Source organism: Erythrobacter insulae (assembly GCF_007004095.1).
GTDB lineage: Bacteria > Pseudomonadota > Alphaproteobacteria > Sphingomonadales > Sphingomonadaceae > Erythrobacter > Erythrobacter insulae.
In genome coordinates this window covers 1,304,554-1,319,393 of the sequence record NZ_VHJK01000001.1, presented here as the reverse complement: position 1 = coordinate 1,319,393, position 14,840 = coordinate 1,304,554, and the positions used below count along the sequence as shown (strand labels likewise).

General features: G+C 56.5%; 15 protein-coding genes. 5 read left to right on the top strand and 10 right to left on the bottom strand.

Annotated features, from left to right (window positions below):
• Positions 1-167 precede the first annotated feature (167 nt).
• A complete protein-coding gene (locus tag FGU71_RS06320) occupies positions 168-641 on the top strand; it encodes a superoxide dismutase family protein (protein ID WP_234035670.1) in 474 nt (157 codons plus the stop codon).
• A gap of 6 nt (positions 642-647) precedes the next feature.
• Here the strand turns inward: FGU71_RS06320 and FGU71_RS06315 are convergent, their stop codons facing one another.
• The 7 genes from FGU71_RS06315 to FGU71_RS14300 all read right to left on the bottom strand — a co-directional run bounded on the left by FGU71_RS06315 (position 648) and on the right by FGU71_RS14300 (position 7,597).
• Complete coding sequence (locus FGU71_RS06315) at positions 648-2,315, bottom strand: MFS transporter (protein WP_142787773.1); 1,668 nt, start codon at positions 2,313-2,315, stop codon at positions 648-650.
• A gap of 52 nt (positions 2,316-2,367) precedes the next feature.
• The gene (gene queC, locus FGU71_RS06310; protein ID WP_142787772.1) at positions 2,368-3,057 is read right to left on the bottom strand and encodes a 7-cyano-7-deazaguanine synthase QueC; all 690 of its coding nucleotides are present in this window, start codon (positions 3,055-3,057) and stop codon (positions 2,368-2,370) included.
• A 35-nt stretch (positions 3,058-3,092) separates the two neighbouring features.
• Positions 3,093-3,506 (bottom strand): hypothetical protein, encoded by a 414-nt coding sequence (locus FGU71_RS06305; protein WP_234035669.1) that lies wholly within the window; start codon positions 3,504-3,506, stop codon positions 3,093-3,095.
• 86 nt (positions 3,507-3,592) lie between these two features.
• Positions 3,593-4,483 (bottom strand): Hsp33 family molecular chaperone HslO, encoded by an 891-nt coding sequence (gene hslO / locus FGU71_RS06300; protein WP_142787771.1) that lies wholly within the window; start codon positions 4,481-4,483, stop codon positions 3,593-3,595.
• A 63-nt stretch (positions 4,484-4,546) separates the two neighbouring features.
• A complete protein-coding gene (gene argF, locus FGU71_RS06295; protein WP_142787770.1) occupies positions 4,547-5,479 on the bottom strand; it encodes an ornithine carbamoyltransferase in 933 nt (310 codons plus the stop codon).
• Positions 5,479-6,678 (bottom strand): aspartate aminotransferase family protein, encoded by a 1,200-nt coding sequence (locus FGU71_RS06290; protein ID WP_142787769.1) that lies wholly within the window; start codon positions 6,676-6,678, stop codon positions 5,479-5,481. The genes argF and FGU71_RS06290 overlap by 1 nt, the downstream gene beginning before the upstream one ends.
• Positions 6,679-6,799: 121 nt before the next feature.
• Positions 6,800-7,597 (bottom strand): cold-shock protein, encoded by a 798-nt coding sequence (locus FGU71_RS14300; protein ID WP_142787768.1) that lies wholly within the window; start codon positions 7,595-7,597, stop codon positions 6,800-6,802.
• A 287-nt stretch (positions 7,598-7,884) separates the two neighbouring features.
• Here FGU71_RS14300 and FGU71_RS06280 point away from each other — a divergent pair, with 287 nt between their 5' ends.
• Positions 7,885-8,340: a TIGR01244 family sulfur transferase gene (locus FGU71_RS06280; RefSeq protein ID WP_142787767.1), complete on the top strand. Its 456-nt coding sequence runs from the start codon at positions 7,885-7,887 to the stop codon at positions 8,338-8,340.
• Positions 8,341-8,383: 43 nt separating this feature from the next.
• On the opposite strand, the gene FGU71_RS06275 is transcribed toward FGU71_RS06280, so the two are convergent.
• Positions 8,384-9,832: an amidohydrolase gene (locus tag FGU71_RS06275; RefSeq protein WP_142787766.1), complete on the bottom strand. Its 1,449-nt coding sequence runs from the start codon at positions 9,830-9,832 to the stop codon at positions 8,384-8,386.
• Positions 9,833-9,893: 61 nt separating this feature from the next.
• Here FGU71_RS06275 and FGU71_RS06270 point away from each other — a divergent pair, with 61 nt between their 5' ends.
• The 3 genes from FGU71_RS06270 to FGU71_RS06260 are packed head-to-tail and all read left to right on the top strand — an operon-like array spanning position 9,894 to position 12,867.
• Entirely contained in the window at positions 9,894-10,310 is a 417-nt protein-coding gene (locus tag FGU71_RS06270) for a hypothetical protein (RefSeq protein WP_142787765.1), read from the top strand.
• Positions 10,303-11,259 carry a sterol desaturase family protein gene (locus FGU71_RS06265; RefSeq protein ID WP_142787764.1) on the top strand — a complete coding sequence of 319 codons (957 nt, stop codon included), beginning with the start codon at positions 10,303-10,305 and terminating at the stop codon, positions 11,257-11,259. The genes FGU71_RS06270 and FGU71_RS06265 overlap by 8 nt, the downstream gene beginning before the upstream one ends.
• Positions 11,260-11,283: 24 nt before the next feature.
• Complete coding sequence (locus tag FGU71_RS06260; RefSeq protein WP_142787763.1) at positions 11,284-12,867, top strand: GMC family oxidoreductase; 1,584 nt, start codon at positions 11,284-11,286, stop codon at positions 12,865-12,867.
• A 195-nt stretch (positions 12,868-13,062) separates the two neighbouring features.
• Here FGU71_RS06260 and FGU71_RS06255 read toward each other — a convergent pair whose 3' ends face one another.
• Both FGU71_RS06255 and FGU71_RS06250 read right to left on the bottom strand, forming a co-directional pair.
• A complete protein-coding gene (locus FGU71_RS06255) occupies positions 13,063-14,400 on the bottom strand; it encodes an ammonium transporter family protein (RefSeq protein ID WP_142787762.1) in 1,338 nt (445 codons plus the stop codon).
• Positions 14,401-14,414: 14 nt separating this feature from the next.
• Positions 14,415-14,753 (bottom strand): P-II family nitrogen regulator, encoded by a 339-nt coding sequence (locus FGU71_RS06250; protein ID WP_142787761.1) that lies wholly within the window; start codon positions 14,751-14,753, stop codon positions 14,415-14,417.
• Between the last annotated feature and the right edge of the window lie 87 nt (positions 14,754-14,840).

Below are 14,840 nucleotides of genomic sequence, written 5' to 3'. Positions count from 1 at the left end.
TTCTCGCTTAATTAAGAATTTAGGGGCCGGAGCAATCCGGCCCCTTTTTCATTTGTGCCAGAGATATGAGAAAAGGGAGTTTCATGCGATCGACAATTACACTTGGAGTAGCCGCGCTAGTTATCAGTGCTTGCTCACCCTCTGATGAGCCAAGTCAAGCAGCTGCGTTGGCAGAACCCGATTCAATCCCGTTAATCGCCCAAGCGGCATTATCGTCCGCAGCTGGTGATCCCGTGGGCACCGTAACTCTGTCGCGTAATGATGGGGTTCTCGAATTGAACATAGAGCTGGAAGGTTTGGAACCAAGCGAAAAAGCGTTCCACCTCCATACCGTTGGACTATGCGACGCGCCCGATTTCAAATCAGCAGGCGGCCACCTCAATCCGATGGATAAATCGCATGGAAAGCTGAGCGATGGTGGTCAACATCTCGGTGATTTTGAAAATATATCAATCACTGCGAATGGCACTGTCAGCGTTACTCGTACGATTCAGGGCAACGCAGATGAGGTTCTTGCTTTCATGTTCGACGAAGATGGAACTGCAGTCATGATCCATGACGGTCCAGACGACTACACCACAGACCCAGCTGGCGCAGCCGGGCCTCGAATAGCGTGCGGCGTGTTGGAAGAAACCTCTTAACCTCCCTCAAGGCGTTGAACGCGTCGTCGCCACTGGCTCTCCGGCTGCGGCGGCGCGCTCGACCACTGATTGATTGGCTTTTGGTACCAATCGCAGTGCAGAGATTAGCAGGACGAGCCCAACCGGAGTGATCCACAACGTTGAAAGTACGCCAGCGCTTAGATCACCGTCATTTTGAGCGGAAACATAACCGGCCATATATGGGCCAAGCGCAAGCCCAACCAAAGTCGTTGCTAAGAAAAACGTAGCTGTCGCCGTTCCGCGCATTCTCGGCAGAACAAGCGCCTGACTACTCGCGGCTGCCGCACCGAGAGCTGATGCTGCCAAACCGCCCACCACAACGTTCAAAACCAAAAACAAAGCCCAGCTTTCAGTTGTATACTGAACGACCGCGAATGGTATCGGGCTCAATAGCCCAAATAGGACCACCCAGATACGTCCGCTTTGTGATCGTTGATACAGCGTATCTGCCATCCGGCCACCGAGGATCACACCTAGAAAGCCGCCAACAGCACCGCCACCCCCAAGCCAGAAGCCGAGCTCTGCTTTCGAGACGTCAAACACACGTTCGGCATATGGCGCACCCCAGTAGGAAGCCGAGTACGCCATAAATGCCACGGTTCCATACCCCAGGATCGTGCAAAGAAATGCGGGCGAGCCCCAAGTCAATGCAAACGTGGGAAAGTCACGCTGGCGAAGGGCGCTCGCCCAACAAAAAACAGCGTAATATCCAATTGCCAACAAGAACCACTGGTCAGTGATCGCTGGCAAACTAACCCCGATAAGAGTGCCCAACGCTGCGACAATAACACCTTCGCCAGAAGCAAGGCCAACGGTAATGAAATGCGCGAGCACCAATGAACCCACAAAGACCGCGATATTGATCGCCAAGGCCCCTGCACCGCGTGACGCCGCACCCACAAATGTGAATGGCGGTATGACTGTATAAAGCTCTTGTACAAATCCACGAAAGGGGTGTGGATCCTCTTCAGTGGGGAGGCCATCAATAGCCCCGCGCACTGGCTCCTTCAGTGTAAAAACCCAAACGGCCAAAAGGAGCCCAGGGATACCCACCGCAATAAATGCGGCTTGCCAACCGGCAAGGCCGAACATCGGATCGCCCTGAGGGAAAGCACTGTTCCAATTATCAACAATCAGGCCGCCGATGGCGAGCGAAACTCCGCCGCCGATGTAAAGCCCTGACGAATAAATAGCGAGCGCGGTGGCGCGCAATCGCGCTGGAAACCAATCTGATATAAGCGAGTATGCCGATGGACTAGCCGTAGCCTCACCGACCCCCACACCAATTCTGGCCACGGTCAATGTTGCCGCATCGCGGGCGAAGCCCGAAAAAGCTGTCATCGCCGACCATAAGGCAAGCCCTAAAGTCATCAGCCGTACCCGCTTCCAACTGTCGGCAAGCCTGCCGAGCGGAATCCCGAACAACGCGTAGAAAATCGCGAAGGCTGTGCCGTAAAGGAAGCCTAGATAGGCATCATCTACCCCTAGGTCTGCTTTGATATCGTTCGCCAGGATCGAGAGAATCTGTCGATCCACGAAGTTCAACACGTAGATCAACACCAGCACGCTGAGTGCGTACCAACTGTAGGCCGGCACAGGCTGTTCTACCTGACCCTGCTCCTGCTCATGCTCGGCAGTTTGCGCTTGTTGCAAGTTCGATCCCCTCACCCACAATTATGATTTTCCGGCCTTCGCTGTGGTTGCGTTATGCCGCGTACGCCGTGCTATCGTTTATTCCTGCTTCGGCAAAACCCTTTTTACGCAAGCGGCAGGAATCGCACAGTCCGCACGCCATTTCGTCTGCTGTAGGATCATAACAAGACCAGCTCCATGCAGGGTCGAGCCCCAGACGATGACACTCCGAAGCGATATCGGCTTTTGTCATGTTCTGGAGCGGCGCATGGATTGTGAAAGGCCGTCCCTCAACACCAGACTTTGTTCCAAGGCGTGCTGTTTCGGTAAAGCTTTCGATGAATTCGGGGCGACAGTCTGGATAGCCAGAATAATCCAGAGCGTTCACGCCGATGAAAACATCACGCGCTCCCGCAGCTTCTGCGCAAGCCGTCGTAAGCGCGAGGAAGACGAGATTTCTGGCGGGCACATAAGTGACTGGGATATCCGATCCCACGCCCGACTTTGGCACGTCAATCGAATCTGTCAGCGCGGAGCCGCCAAAGGCGCGCAGATCCAACCCGATTTCCACTTGGCCTGCGAGATCCAGATTCTCAGCAATGCGCTTTGCAGATTTCAATTCCAGTCTGTGCCTTTGGCCATAGTCCACTGACAGAGCGCGCACCTGAAATCCTTGCTCCTTCGCAAGGGCTGCTGTGACCATGGAATCGAGCCCGCCCGATAGGAGGACGATAGCGGTGGGGATATTTGTCGCTTGGTTCATGACCACCCGCTTAGCCCCAAACAGGTATTAAGCAATCAACAGCTTCCTGTTCTACGCGCTTCAGCCGCGAACTGAAACGGTGTTCCCGAAGCGATTCCCTGGCTCTCAATCTGCACCAGCGAACCGGTTTCCCGCCGGATAGAGGTGCGGCCGTATCCATTGCCAGTACACGTATATTGAACAGTAACGCGCGCCGCTCCGTCTTCCACAACGAACCGGTTGCACCCGATTTCGGGATGCTTCAGCTGGATCAGCTCCTGACCGTCGCGGACGCATATTTTACGCGCAGGCGAACCGTCCCTATACTTAACGGTCCATTCACCTTTCGTGAGATTCACCAGCATCGCCAAACCGTCAGTTTGGGCGACCGCGGGGAGAGCAAATGCCAAGGCTCCAACGCCCATAAGCAGCGCCAGCGGCTTAGTCATTGGGGGGACAAGCTTTGTCATTTGAATGGTATCGCCTTAATTTGTGCAGCATCGCTTGCATAAAATTGCATTATTCCGATGAGCCGTTGCTGAATAGCGGTGAATTGTTAGAGTTCGAGATCAAAGGCACGAGCGCAGAATGCGCAATCGACCACTATCTTGCCATCTTCATTGCGCATGTCCTTCTGCTCCGAGGCCGGAAAGCGCGAAATGACGCTTTGGTAATACTCCGCGCTGCAGCGGCATCCGCGTGACAGCACCGGGCCCGGTTGCACCCGCACTTCATCTTCTTCATGAAAAAGGCGCCAGGCGATGCCCTCGAGAGAGAGGCCCGGATCGACCAGTTCATTATGGCTGATGCTGGACGCCATAACTGAGACATGCTCCCAGTCAGGATGATCCATGCGGACATGGAGCCTCTCGCGGCCTTCCTCGCCATCGGCGAGATGCTGGATCAAAAGGCCGCCTGCAACCTGGCCCTTTGCTCCCGCAAGGCTCGCCACGCGGATCATCGTCGGAATTTGCTCGGATTGCGTGAAATAGGCTTCACATGCCTCAGCCAAGGTCTCGCCTTCAAGCGGCACAATCCCTTGATACCTTTGCCCGGCACCCGTTTCAAAAGTTATTGCAAGATACCCGTCGCCAAAAAGCGCTGATAAAGATGGGTTTGCACCGAGCCCGGCAAGACGCGTTTCATCAAAATCGGCATAGCCGCGCAAAGCACCCGCGCGGAAATCACACACCAATAATGACACAACTCCGGTTGACGTTTGCGCCTGCAAGGTCAGCTGGGCTTCTTCGCCTTTTAACAGGCCGCCCATAAGCGCGCTGAGGACCAAGGCCTCGCTTAATAAGTGTGTGATCGGCGGCGGGTAATCATGCGCCGAAAGCACTTCCTGGACGACCGCATCAAGCCGCACGCTGCGAGCACGCGCGTTGCGCGCAGGCAAGGTGAAGCCCAGGATTTTATCGGAGAATGTCTCGGTCTGCGTTTCCATATGCGGCCATATGGTGTCGATCCCTTGCCCGTGTAAGCCCCCTCGACGCGAAAAGCGCAGGCCTCACGCCAACTGGCCGAAACTCCAGAGCAGGATTGATTTCTGCGCGTGGATGCGGTTTTCAGCCTCATCAAAGACGACTGATTGCGGCCCTTCAAACACGTCTTCGCTCACTTCTTCGCCTACATGCGCCGGCAAACAGTGGAGAAAGATAGCATCAGATTTGGCGGCGGCCATACAATCGGCATCGATCTGATATGGCGCCATGGCTTTGCGTTTCGCGTCACCGTCTGCTTGCCCCATGGATATCCATGTATCGGTCACAAGCACGTCGGCTTCGCGGGCAGCCGCGCCTGCATCCTGCGTCAGCGTGACATTTGCTCCCCCGGCCCGCGCCAGATCTACGAATTCGGGATCAGGTTCAAACCCTGCCGGCGTTGCCACCCGCACGTTGAATTTCATCAAACCCGCAGCTTCAAGGATAGAATGCAGGACGTTATTGCCATCGCCAAACCACGCCACTTCGAGGCCTGGCAGCGACTTGCCGTGCTCGATAATTGTTAGCAGATCAGCGACGATCTGGCAGGGATGCGATCGATCGGTCAGGCCATTGATTACGGGCACGGTGGCATATTTGGCCATCTCCTCGATCTTGGCGTGATCATCCGTCCGGAACATGATGCCATCAACCATCCGGCTCAGCACCCGAGCTGCATCAGCAATCGTTTCGCCGCGCCCAAGCTGACTTGAGCCGGCTTCGAGGAACAAAACGGTTCCGCCGAGCTGCCGCATCGCGATGTCAAAACTGACGCGGGTGCGAGTCGAATTTTTCTCAAACACCAAAGCCAACACGCGGCCTTCAAGCGGGCGATCCGGGTCGGCTGCGCCTTTGGCACGGCCTGCTCGCGCCGCTTTTCGATCAATCGCATCATTGATCATGGCAGCAATGGCGTTTGACCCGGCATCGCCGAGATCCAGAAAGTGATGATGCGCCATTACGCGGGCTCTGGAACCTTGAAGCTCGCAGCGCCGGCGGAAAGTTTATCGAAGAATTCGTCGATTTCCGCATCGCCAATTACCAGAGGCGGGATCACACGAATGGTCTGATCGCCGGCGGCGACAGTCAACAATTGATGATGATCGCGCAGATGGACAAAGAACGGACGGCTTTCGATCTTCATCTTGATACCAAGCATCAGGCCTTTACCGCGGACCAGCTCGAACAGGTCGGGGTAATTGCCGATGAACTGTTCAAGTCGTGACCGGATCCGCTCGCCTTTTTCAGTGACTTCGGCGAGAAACTCTTCATTCGCGACTGCATCCATGACGGCACTGCCTGCGGCCATGGCCAGAGGGTTGCCGCCATAGGTTGAACCATGGGTTCCGAATGTCATGCCCCGCGCCGCTTTTTCAGTGGCGAGGCAGGCGCCGAGAGGGAAACCACCACCCAAACCTTTGGCCGAAGCCAGGATATCGGGGTTAATCCCGTAATGTTCGTGAGCGTAGAATTTGCCAGTTCGTGCGACACCGCACTGCACTTCATCCAGCACCAGCATCAAATCATGCTCATCAGCCAGATCGCGAAGGCCTTTCATGAATTCGACCGAAGCCGGACGAATACCGCCTTCGCCCTGAATTGGCTCAACCAGAAAACCAGCGGTGTTGGGGCCCATCAAGGCTTTAGCCGATTCAAGATCATCGAATTCGGCATATTTGAACCCTTCGAGCAGCGGCGAAAAGCCGTGATGCATTTTGGTCTGATTCGAAGCGCTGATCGTTGCCATTGTCCGGCCATGGAACGCATTGGCAAACGTGATGAGTTCAAACCGGTTGGCATCGCCTTCATCGCCTGCATTCTGGTGATAGGCGCGGGCGCATTTGATCGCTGTCTCGACCGCTTCCGCCCCGGAATTGGTGAAGAACACCGCATCGGCAAAACTGTTGTCGACCAATTGCTGAGCCAGCTTTTCGCCCTGCGGGCTGCCATACAGATTGGACACGTGCATCAGCTGTTCGGCTTGCTTCTGGATCGCCCCGATCAGGCCGGGATGCGAATGACCCAGCAAATTCACGGCAATACCGCTGGCGAAATCGAGATAGCGCGTGCCGTCTTCGTCAATCAGATGGCAATGGTCACCCCGAACAGGGCGGACCCCGCAGCGCGGATAAACAGGCATGAGCGGTGTAATCGACATATGGTGGTTCCTAAATTTAAAACCGGGCTCAAAAGCAAATGGCGGCCCATATCTGAGCCGCCATTCGAAATAGATAGGGCCGCTCTTTCGCTTGGTCAAACGGCCTGAAAATGTTGAGGGGTTACCCCTGAACCGGCACTAGATTGACCGCAGAGTGTTTCCCGCGTCGATCCACTTCGAGATCAAATTCAAACCGTTCGCCTTCAGCAATTTCGGTGAGGCCTGAACGCTCGACTGCGCTGATATGCACAAATGCATCCGGCTGGCCATCGTCGCGTACAAGAAATCCGAAACCCTTCATCGAATTGAAGAATTTAACAGTGCCGGTTGCTTTCTCTCCGGTCAATTCACGCTTAGGCGGAGCCTCTGCTGCAGGCGCGGCGATAACATCGCCAACAACCTGAAGATCCTGAGCGGATACTTTGCCGCCGCGATCGACCAGATTGAATTCCAGCTCCTGCCCTTCGGCAAGACCTTCAAGACCCGCACGCTCGACTGCGCTGATGTGAACAAACACATCTTCGCCGCCAATTTCCTGCGCGATGAAGCCGAAGCCTTTTTGAGCGTTGAAGAATTTTACGGTGCCTTTGCCAGTGCCGACAACCTGAGCAGGCATGCGATTGAAACCGCCGCCGCCGCCAGCGCCGCCGCGATCACCGCCGCCGCCGCCACCGCCGAAACGGTCGCCGCCGCCACGTGGGCCGCCGCGATCACCGCCACCGCCGCTGTAACGGTCGCCGCCGCCACGTGAGCCGCCGCGATCACCGCCACCGCCGCTGTAACGGTCGCCGCCGCGATCATTTCCAAAATCGCTGGGCGGGGAATATCCATCCATACCGCCACCAAAAGGATCAAAACTGTCCTCGCCGAATCCGTCGCGCTTGTCCCGACCGCGCCGACGTCCCCTATCGTAACCCATAATTCCGTACGTACCTTGTCACACTGTCCAAACTTTCAAACGCCGGTAAAGAAGGACAGTGATCTGTACCAAACGCGGGCAGATTTCGACGGATCGGAATCACCCTCTTGCGCGTTACATAGCGCAGATAGCCTTGCTTTGCGAATGATTTAGCTCGCGGCGTTCTTTTCACCCGAAATTATGGCTTTTTCGAACCACTTTTTTGATTTCCATATGAAACTACCAATTTGAAATCGAGCGCGTGGCCGCGTAGCGCACACGCAGATCTTTATAAGGCGCACCAGAGCATGACTGAATTTCGCAAATTGACCGACACCTTCTACGTCAGCGAACAGATCGATATTTCCGATGTTGAAAAAGCAAAAGCCGATGGCTTTGCGCTGATCGTGAACAATCGCCCTGACGGAGAGGATCCAGGCGCGGCGCAGGGTCAGGACATTCGCGAGGCCGCCGAAAAAGTCGGGATTGGCTTTCTGGAAATCCCAATCACCCATGCCGGGTTTAGCCTGCCTCAGATCGATGAACTCGTCGATGCGATAACCGGAGCAGGTGGCCCCGAAACGGCTGTTAAGGTGCTGGGATATTGCAGGAGCGGAACGCGCTCTTCACTCCTGTGGGCTTTGGCTCAGGCGAAATTGGGAAAAAATCCCGAAGTGATCGAGGCCGAAGTCGAACAGGCTGGATATTCCGTAGCCCCGGTTCGCCCGACTATCGATATGCTGGCCCAGCAATCCAAGGGATAAACACCGCCCAAAACCGGCACATGCCGGACTGCCGTAATCGCGCCTATTTACGATAATCGAGCGGCGGCGCCCGGTCACCAAGCAGCGAACGATATTCGTAATTCTCTCCGCGCGCTGCATCAAATTCTGCGCGGGCCTCGGCGCGAAGCTCTGGATTGGTGAACAGCTCAACAGCCATCAGAGCCATCGACTTCGCAGCCGCTTGTGTCCCTTTGTGTCCGATTGAGTGCCCGCTGGCTGCGACCGCCTGCCAGCTATGGGCGCTGGTGCCGGGCACCCATGTGGCCGTTCGCACTCCTACTGTTGGCGTGGCCCATGATACATCGCCCACATCGGTCGAGCCGTAGCCGAGGCTTTTTTCATAAGGCCCAACTTCGCCCGCGCTTTCCAGCGGTTTGGCAGCGTCTCCCAGGGATGCCTGCACCGTTTCAGCCCACGCGCGCTCTTCTGCGGTGTATTCAATCCCGCCAATCTGGCGCAGCTTGGCATCCATCACTTTGGCCAGCGTTTCATTAACCAGCAGCGGATTGTTGCCGTGGATGACCTCCCATTCAACCTCGGTCCCGGTGCCCATTGCAGCGCCCTTTGCGGCATTTTCCAACCGGGTCCAGATCTCCTCAACGCCTGAGGGATCAGGGTGCCGGACATAATAAAACACTTCGGCAAAGTCGGGCACGACATTGGGTGCATTTCCGCCAGAGGTGATGACGTAATGCATCCGGGCATCCTGCGGCATATGTTCATGCATCATGTTCGCCATCATGTTCATTGCCTCTGCACCATCCAGCGCGCTGCGACCGCGCTCCGGCGCGCCGGCAGCATGGGCGGATACCCCCTTGAAACGAAATTTGGCCGAGCGATTGGCGAGACTTGTCTGCGCTGCGGCGCTGTTTTCATCATCGGCATGCCAATGGATCGCGACATCGACATCATCAAACATGCCCGCGCGGGTCATATATACCTTTCCCGATCCCCCTTCCTCGGCTGGCGTACCGTAGAAACGGATGCGGCCGGGCGTTCCGGTGGCCTCCAGCCATTGCTTCACCGCAATCGCCGCCGTGAGCGACCCGGCGCCGAACAGATTGTGTCCGCAGGCATGGCCTGCATTCTTGCCTTCGATAATCTCACGGACAGAAGAGGCGGACTGATTGATGCCGGGCAATGCATCCATCTCCGCCAGAATCGCAATGACAGGGCCACCCTCACCCCATTCCGCCAGGAACGCGGTGGGAATATCGGCAATGCCGCCTTCGATTCGAAAACCTGCTGCCGCCAGTTCGCTCTGCAACAGACTGGTTGATCGCGTTTCGAGATAACCAAGCTCGGCATAATCCCAAAGCTGCTGCGCAACGCGCTGCGTCCGCGCCGCATCGGCGGCCACCAACGCCGCCGGATCAACCCCGCCTGCGGAATGATCATCAGCAGAAAGCGGCGCAGCACCCATCAGCAAAGCAGTTGCAGCGGCGGCAAAAGGCGTGAACGGCAATTTCATGGCAATCTCCTGTTGCGGTGTGCTTGCCGCAAAGCGAGCCGCATGCCAATCCTGCATCAACATGGAAATCCATCCGCAAATACTGACTTTTGGCGTTTCACTGATCGCGATTTTGGCGCTGTCTGGGCTGGCTTATGTGCTGCGACTGGGCGGCGCACCTGTGCTTGCGAATGATGCGGATGCGCGCCGGGTCGCCGGAGAAATCGCGGATGGTTTTGAAGCGGTAGAGATAGCAATCGGCTCCGCTGGAACCGGCGCGATCCTCCTTGGTGAAGCGGGTGAGATCATGGTCATCAAACGCCACGGCAATCAATTCGCCGGGCGTATTCTTACAGACATATCGAGCGCTGCGGCCTGCGAAGACCAGATTACAATCACAACCGGCGAAGCGCGATTCGGCACCGTCTCGATTACGCATCCTGATTCTGCATCTTGGGCGGAGGCGATCAATCGGCTACATGGGTCCAGCAATGCCTGATTTTTCGCCCACTCAATATGCTGTGCCGCTGTTTGTGATTGCCGTCCTTGCAGAGATGCTCTGGGCGAAGTTTCGCTCCCCGCAAGCCTATGAGCCGCGCGATACGCTGGTTAGCCTCGCCTTTGGTCTGGGATCGACAGTGGCTGGCGGTTTATTCGGCGGATTGGCGATCTATCTCTTCATTGCGGCATACGATTATCGCGTGTTCGATTTCGGCACCGAATGGTGGTCGATATGGTGGGCGTGGCCGCTGTGTTTTGTGCTTGATGATCTCAAATATTACTGGGTTCACCGCGCAGGCCACCGGATCCGTTGGATGTGGGCCAGCCACGTGAATCATCATTCAAGCCAGCATTACAACCTTTCGACCGCGCTTCGCCAAAGCTGGACGGGCGCGTTCACTTTCGGGTTGCTGTTTGCTCTGCCGCTGATCCTGCTCGGGTTTCATCCGGTGATGATTGCGATCTGCGGCGGATTCAATCTGATCTATCAATTCTGGATCCATACCGAAGCTATCGACCGAATGCCGCGCTGGTTTGAGGCCGTGATGAACACTCCCAGTCATCACCGGGTCCATCATGCCACCAATCCGCGTTACCTCGATCGCAATTACGCAGGCGTCTTTATCATCTGGGACAAAATGTTCGGCACGTTTGAAGCGGAGCGCGATGACGAGCAGATCCGGTATGGCATCATCAAACAGCTCGGCAGTTTTAACCTGCTTTGGGCGGTGTTCCATGAATGGATCGGGATGATCGGCGATATCTGGCGCGCACCATGGAAGCACAAACTGTCCTATTTGTTGCGTGAACCCGGCTGGAGCCATGATGGATCGCGCGATACATCCGATACAATCCGGCAGCGATGGCGGGCAAGAACAGGGCAGATCAACCAGACAGAGTCAGTTGCGCGAAGAAACCTGATTGCAGACCCGGGCGAAGCGGCTTAGTCCTTTCTCCCCAGAGGAGATATTATGGAGAGTTTCGATTACGTCGTCATAGGTGGCGGTAGCGGCGGCAGCGCAGTTGCCGGACGCCTTGCCGTGGATGGTACCCGCCGCGTTTGCCTGATCGAAGCAGGGGGGCGGAATGACAATGTCCTGATCAAAACGCCGGGCTTCATGCCGTTCATCCGCAATTCCTCGAATTACAAATTCGATACCGTTCCGCAAAAAGGCCTGAATGGGCGCATCGGGTATCAGCCGCGCGGCAAAGGGCTTGGCGGGTCCTCCGCGATCAACGCGATGGTCTATATTCGCGGTAACAAATGGGATTACGACAATTGGGCAGACATAGGCTGCACCGGATGGTCATATGATGATGTCCTGCCCTATTTCAAAAAAGCCGAATCGAACGAGCGCGGCGGCGATGATTTTCACGGCGGCGGAGGGCCATTGTTCGTATCCGATCAAGGATCACCGAACCCCACCAGCCACGCATTTGTCGAAAGCGCGGCGTCTCTGCAAATGCGGCCCAACGATGACTTTAACGGCGAAAGACAGGAAGGCTTTGGCCTCTATCAGGTAACACAGCGCAACGGTGAACGATGGTCCGCCGCACGCGCCTATGTTGAACCGATCCGTGATCAGGGCAACTTTGCCGTTCGCACGAATACGCTGGTGGAAAAACTCGTTGTTGAAAGCGGGCGGGTCACCGGCGTTCTCGTGCGACGCGGCAAACGCAGCGAGATGATCTATGCGCGTAAGGGAGTAATCCTGTCTGCGGGTGCATTCAATTCACCCCAAATCCTGATGCTTTCCGGCATTGGTCCGGCACAGCATTTGAAAGAACATGGGATCGATGTGGTGCTCGACCGGCCCGAAGTTGGCGAGAACCTGCAAGATCACATCGACTATGTTTCCGGCTGGGAAACCGAAAGCGACGTTCCGATTGGCGGCACGCTTAAAGGGACGCTTAAAATGGCCGGCGCAATCGTGGAACACCGGCGCAAACGCACCGGCGCCATGACAACGCCCTATGCCGAGGCTGGCGGGTTTTGGACGGTCACAGACGGCGCGCCCGCGCCCGATATCCAGTGGCATTTCGTCCCCGCAGTTCTCGAAGATCACGGGCGCGAGAATGTAAAAGGCTATGGCTTTTCGCTGCACGCCTGTGTGCTGCGCCCTGAAAGCAGGGGCACTGTCCGTTTAGGGTCCAATGACGCAGCAGCGGCGCCGGTGATCGATCCGAATTTCCTCGATGATGACCGCGATATCGCTGTGCTGAGAGAAGGCATCCGCCTGTCTCATCGCATCGCTGAGGCTCCGCCGCTTCAGGTTTATGGGCCCACGGATCGCTATCCGGTTGATCTAAACGATGACGCTGCGCTTGATGAAATGATCCGCAACCGCGCCGACACTGTCTATCACCCTGTCGGCACCTGCCGGATGGGCGCAGACGAGGACGCGGTGGTCGATCCACAATTGAAAGTGCGCGGCCTTGAAGGGCTTTGGATCGCAGACGCGAGTGTAATGCCCAAGATCGTCAGCGGTAACACCAATGCGCCCAGCATCATGATCGGTGAGCGCTGCGCGGACTTTATCAAAGCGGCCGAGTGAAACGATAGCGCGGGCTTGCTGGCCTTTCGGCGTATCTGGAAGGCTACGTTGGGATACTTCCACAGACAAAAAAGGGGCCGAAGCGGTTATGCCGCTTCGGCCCTTATCAGTTTGTTCGTTCGCAGGAGGAACGCTGTGAGGCGGGGGAAGAGGGAGAGGAGAGAGTCTTCCCCCGCCAAACTGTGATGCGAGAGCTTAGGTTCTCGCGAATTCAGGGTAGGCTTCGACGCCGATCTCGGCCTTATCGAGGCCATTGACTTCGTCTTCTTCGCTCGGCCGCACACCGATGGTGTATTTCAGAGCGAGCCAGACGATGGCGGATGCGCCGGAGACCCAGACTGCTGTCAGCAGAACGCCGACCAATTGGCCCGTGAACGTCGCGTCGCCAGTCCAAGCAACGATCAGCGTGCCCCAGATACCTGCGAACAGGTGAACCGGGATGGCGCCAACCACGTCGTCGATCTTGAACTTGTCGAGCAGTGGTACAGTGAAGACCACGATCGCACCGCCAATGCCGCCGATCAGAATTGATTGGCCGACAGATGGAGCGAGTGGTTCCGCTGTGATGGAGACGAGGCCTGCCAGCGCGCCGTTAAGCGCCATGGTGATATCGGCCTTTTTGTAGAGGACCTGGGTCAGGATAATCGCGACCACCACACCGCCAGCAGCGGCCATATTGGTGTTCACAAAGATCTTCGACACGTCCGAAACATCGCCAACAGTACCCATCGCAAGCTGCGATGCGCCGTTAAAGCCGAACCAGCCGAGCCAGAGAATGAACGTACCGAGTGTCGCCAGCGGGATGTTGGTCCCCGGGAACACGTTGACCTTACCATCCGGACCATAACGGCCGACACGCGAACCGATGATGATTGCGCCCATCAAAGCCGCCCAACCACCGGTTGAGTGGACCAGCGTGGAGCCGGCAAAGTCGCTGAACCCATGAACGGTATCAAGGTAGCCACCACCCCATTCCCAGCTGACTACGACGGGATAGATGATGCCGGTAAGGATGGTGACGAAAATGAAGAACGGAACGATCTTCACGCGCTCTGCAACGGTGCCCGACACAATCGAAGCGGTCGTTGCGCAGAATACCATCTGGAAGAACCAGTCGGATGCGACCGAGTAACCCGTTTCGAGATCAGCAGCGCCAACCTCTTGCATTGAGTAAATCCCGGTAAAGCCGCCAATCAGGCCAAGGCTGCCTTCGGCAAAGCCGGGATAGGCGATATTATAGCCGATCACCCAGAACATCAGACCGGCAATCGAATACAGGCCGATATTCTTGAGACACTGGGTTGAAGTGTTTTTCGCGCGGACCAGGCCTGCTTCGAGCATGGCAAAGCCTGCGGCCATCCACATGACGAGGAAACCGCCGATGAGGAACAACAGAGTGTTGAGAATATAAGCGGTGCCGCCACCAACGGCATCTGCCGCAGGGGCTGCTGCTGCCGGTGCAGCGAGCGCGGGTTCGGCAAGAACCACAGCGCCAGCCGAAAGGGCAGCAAGTGTCAGGAAATTACGCTTCACGATGCTTGTCCCCTTTAGAGTGCTGTTTCGCCCGCTTCGCCGGTGCGAATGCGGGTTGCCGATGCAAGATCGAGCATGAAAATCTTGCCGTCACCGATCGCGTCGGTGTTGGCGGTTTGCCGGATCGTTTCGACAACCTGGTCAGCGATATCATCGCTGGCTGCGATTTCGAGCTTCACCTTTGGCAACATGTTGGTGGAATATTCCGCGCCGCGATAAATTTCGGTCTGGCCTTTTTGGCGACCAAAACCCTTGACCTCAGAAACGGTCATCCCGGCGACCCCGATAGAGCCCAGCGCTTCGCGGACTTCATCGAGCTTAAATGGTTTTATGATGGCGATGATGAACTTCATCTGTGCCCCCTTTGGCTCACCGGGCACATCCCGGCGACGAGACACCAGCAAGAGGTGTGCCACTTTCAAAAAAGGCTCTGATCGGGC

Coding starts and splice junctions, on each gene's coding strand:
- queC (WP_142787772.1), bottom strand. CDS start 3,057: ATGAACCAAGCGACAAATATCCCCACCGCTATCGTCCTCCTATCGGGC.
- FGU71_RS06305 (WP_234035669.1), bottom strand. CDS start 3,506: ATGACAAAGCTTGTCCCCCCAATGACTAAGCCGCTGGCGCTGCTTATG.
- hslO (WP_142787771.1), bottom strand. CDS start 4,483: ATGGAAACGCAGACCGAGACATTCTCCGATAAAATCCTGGGCTTCACC.
- argF (WP_142787770.1), bottom strand. CDS start 5,479: ATGGCGCATCATCACTTTCTGGATCTCGGCGATGCCGGGTCAAACGCC.
- FGU71_RS06290 (WP_142787769.1), bottom strand. CDS start 6,678: ATGTCGATTACACCGCTCATGCCTGTTTATCCGCGCTGCGGGGTCCGC.
- FGU71_RS14300 (WP_142787768.1), bottom strand. CDS start 7,597: ATGGGTTACGATAGGGGACGTCGGCGCGGTCGGGACAAGCGCGACGGA.
- FGU71_RS06280 (WP_142787767.1), top strand. CDS start 7,885: ATGACTGAATTTCGCAAATTGACCGACACCTTCTACGTCAGCGAACAG.
- FGU71_RS06275 (WP_142787766.1), bottom strand. CDS start 9,832: ATGAAATTGCCGTTCACGCCTTTTGCCGCCGCTGCAACTGCTTTGCTG.
- FGU71_RS06270 (WP_142787765.1), top strand. CDS start 9,894: ATGGAAATCCATCCGCAAATACTGACTTTTGGCGTTTCACTGATCGCG.
- FGU71_RS06265 (WP_142787764.1), top strand. CDS start 10,303: ATGCCTGATTTTTCGCCCACTCAATATGCTGTGCCGCTGTTTGTGATT.
- FGU71_RS06260 (WP_142787763.1), top strand. CDS start 11,284: ATGGAGAGTTTCGATTACGTCGTCATAGGTGGCGGTAGCGGCGGCAGC.
- FGU71_RS06250 (WP_142787761.1), bottom strand. CDS start 14,753: ATGAAGTTCATCATCGCCATCATAAAACCATTTAAGCTCGATGAAGTC.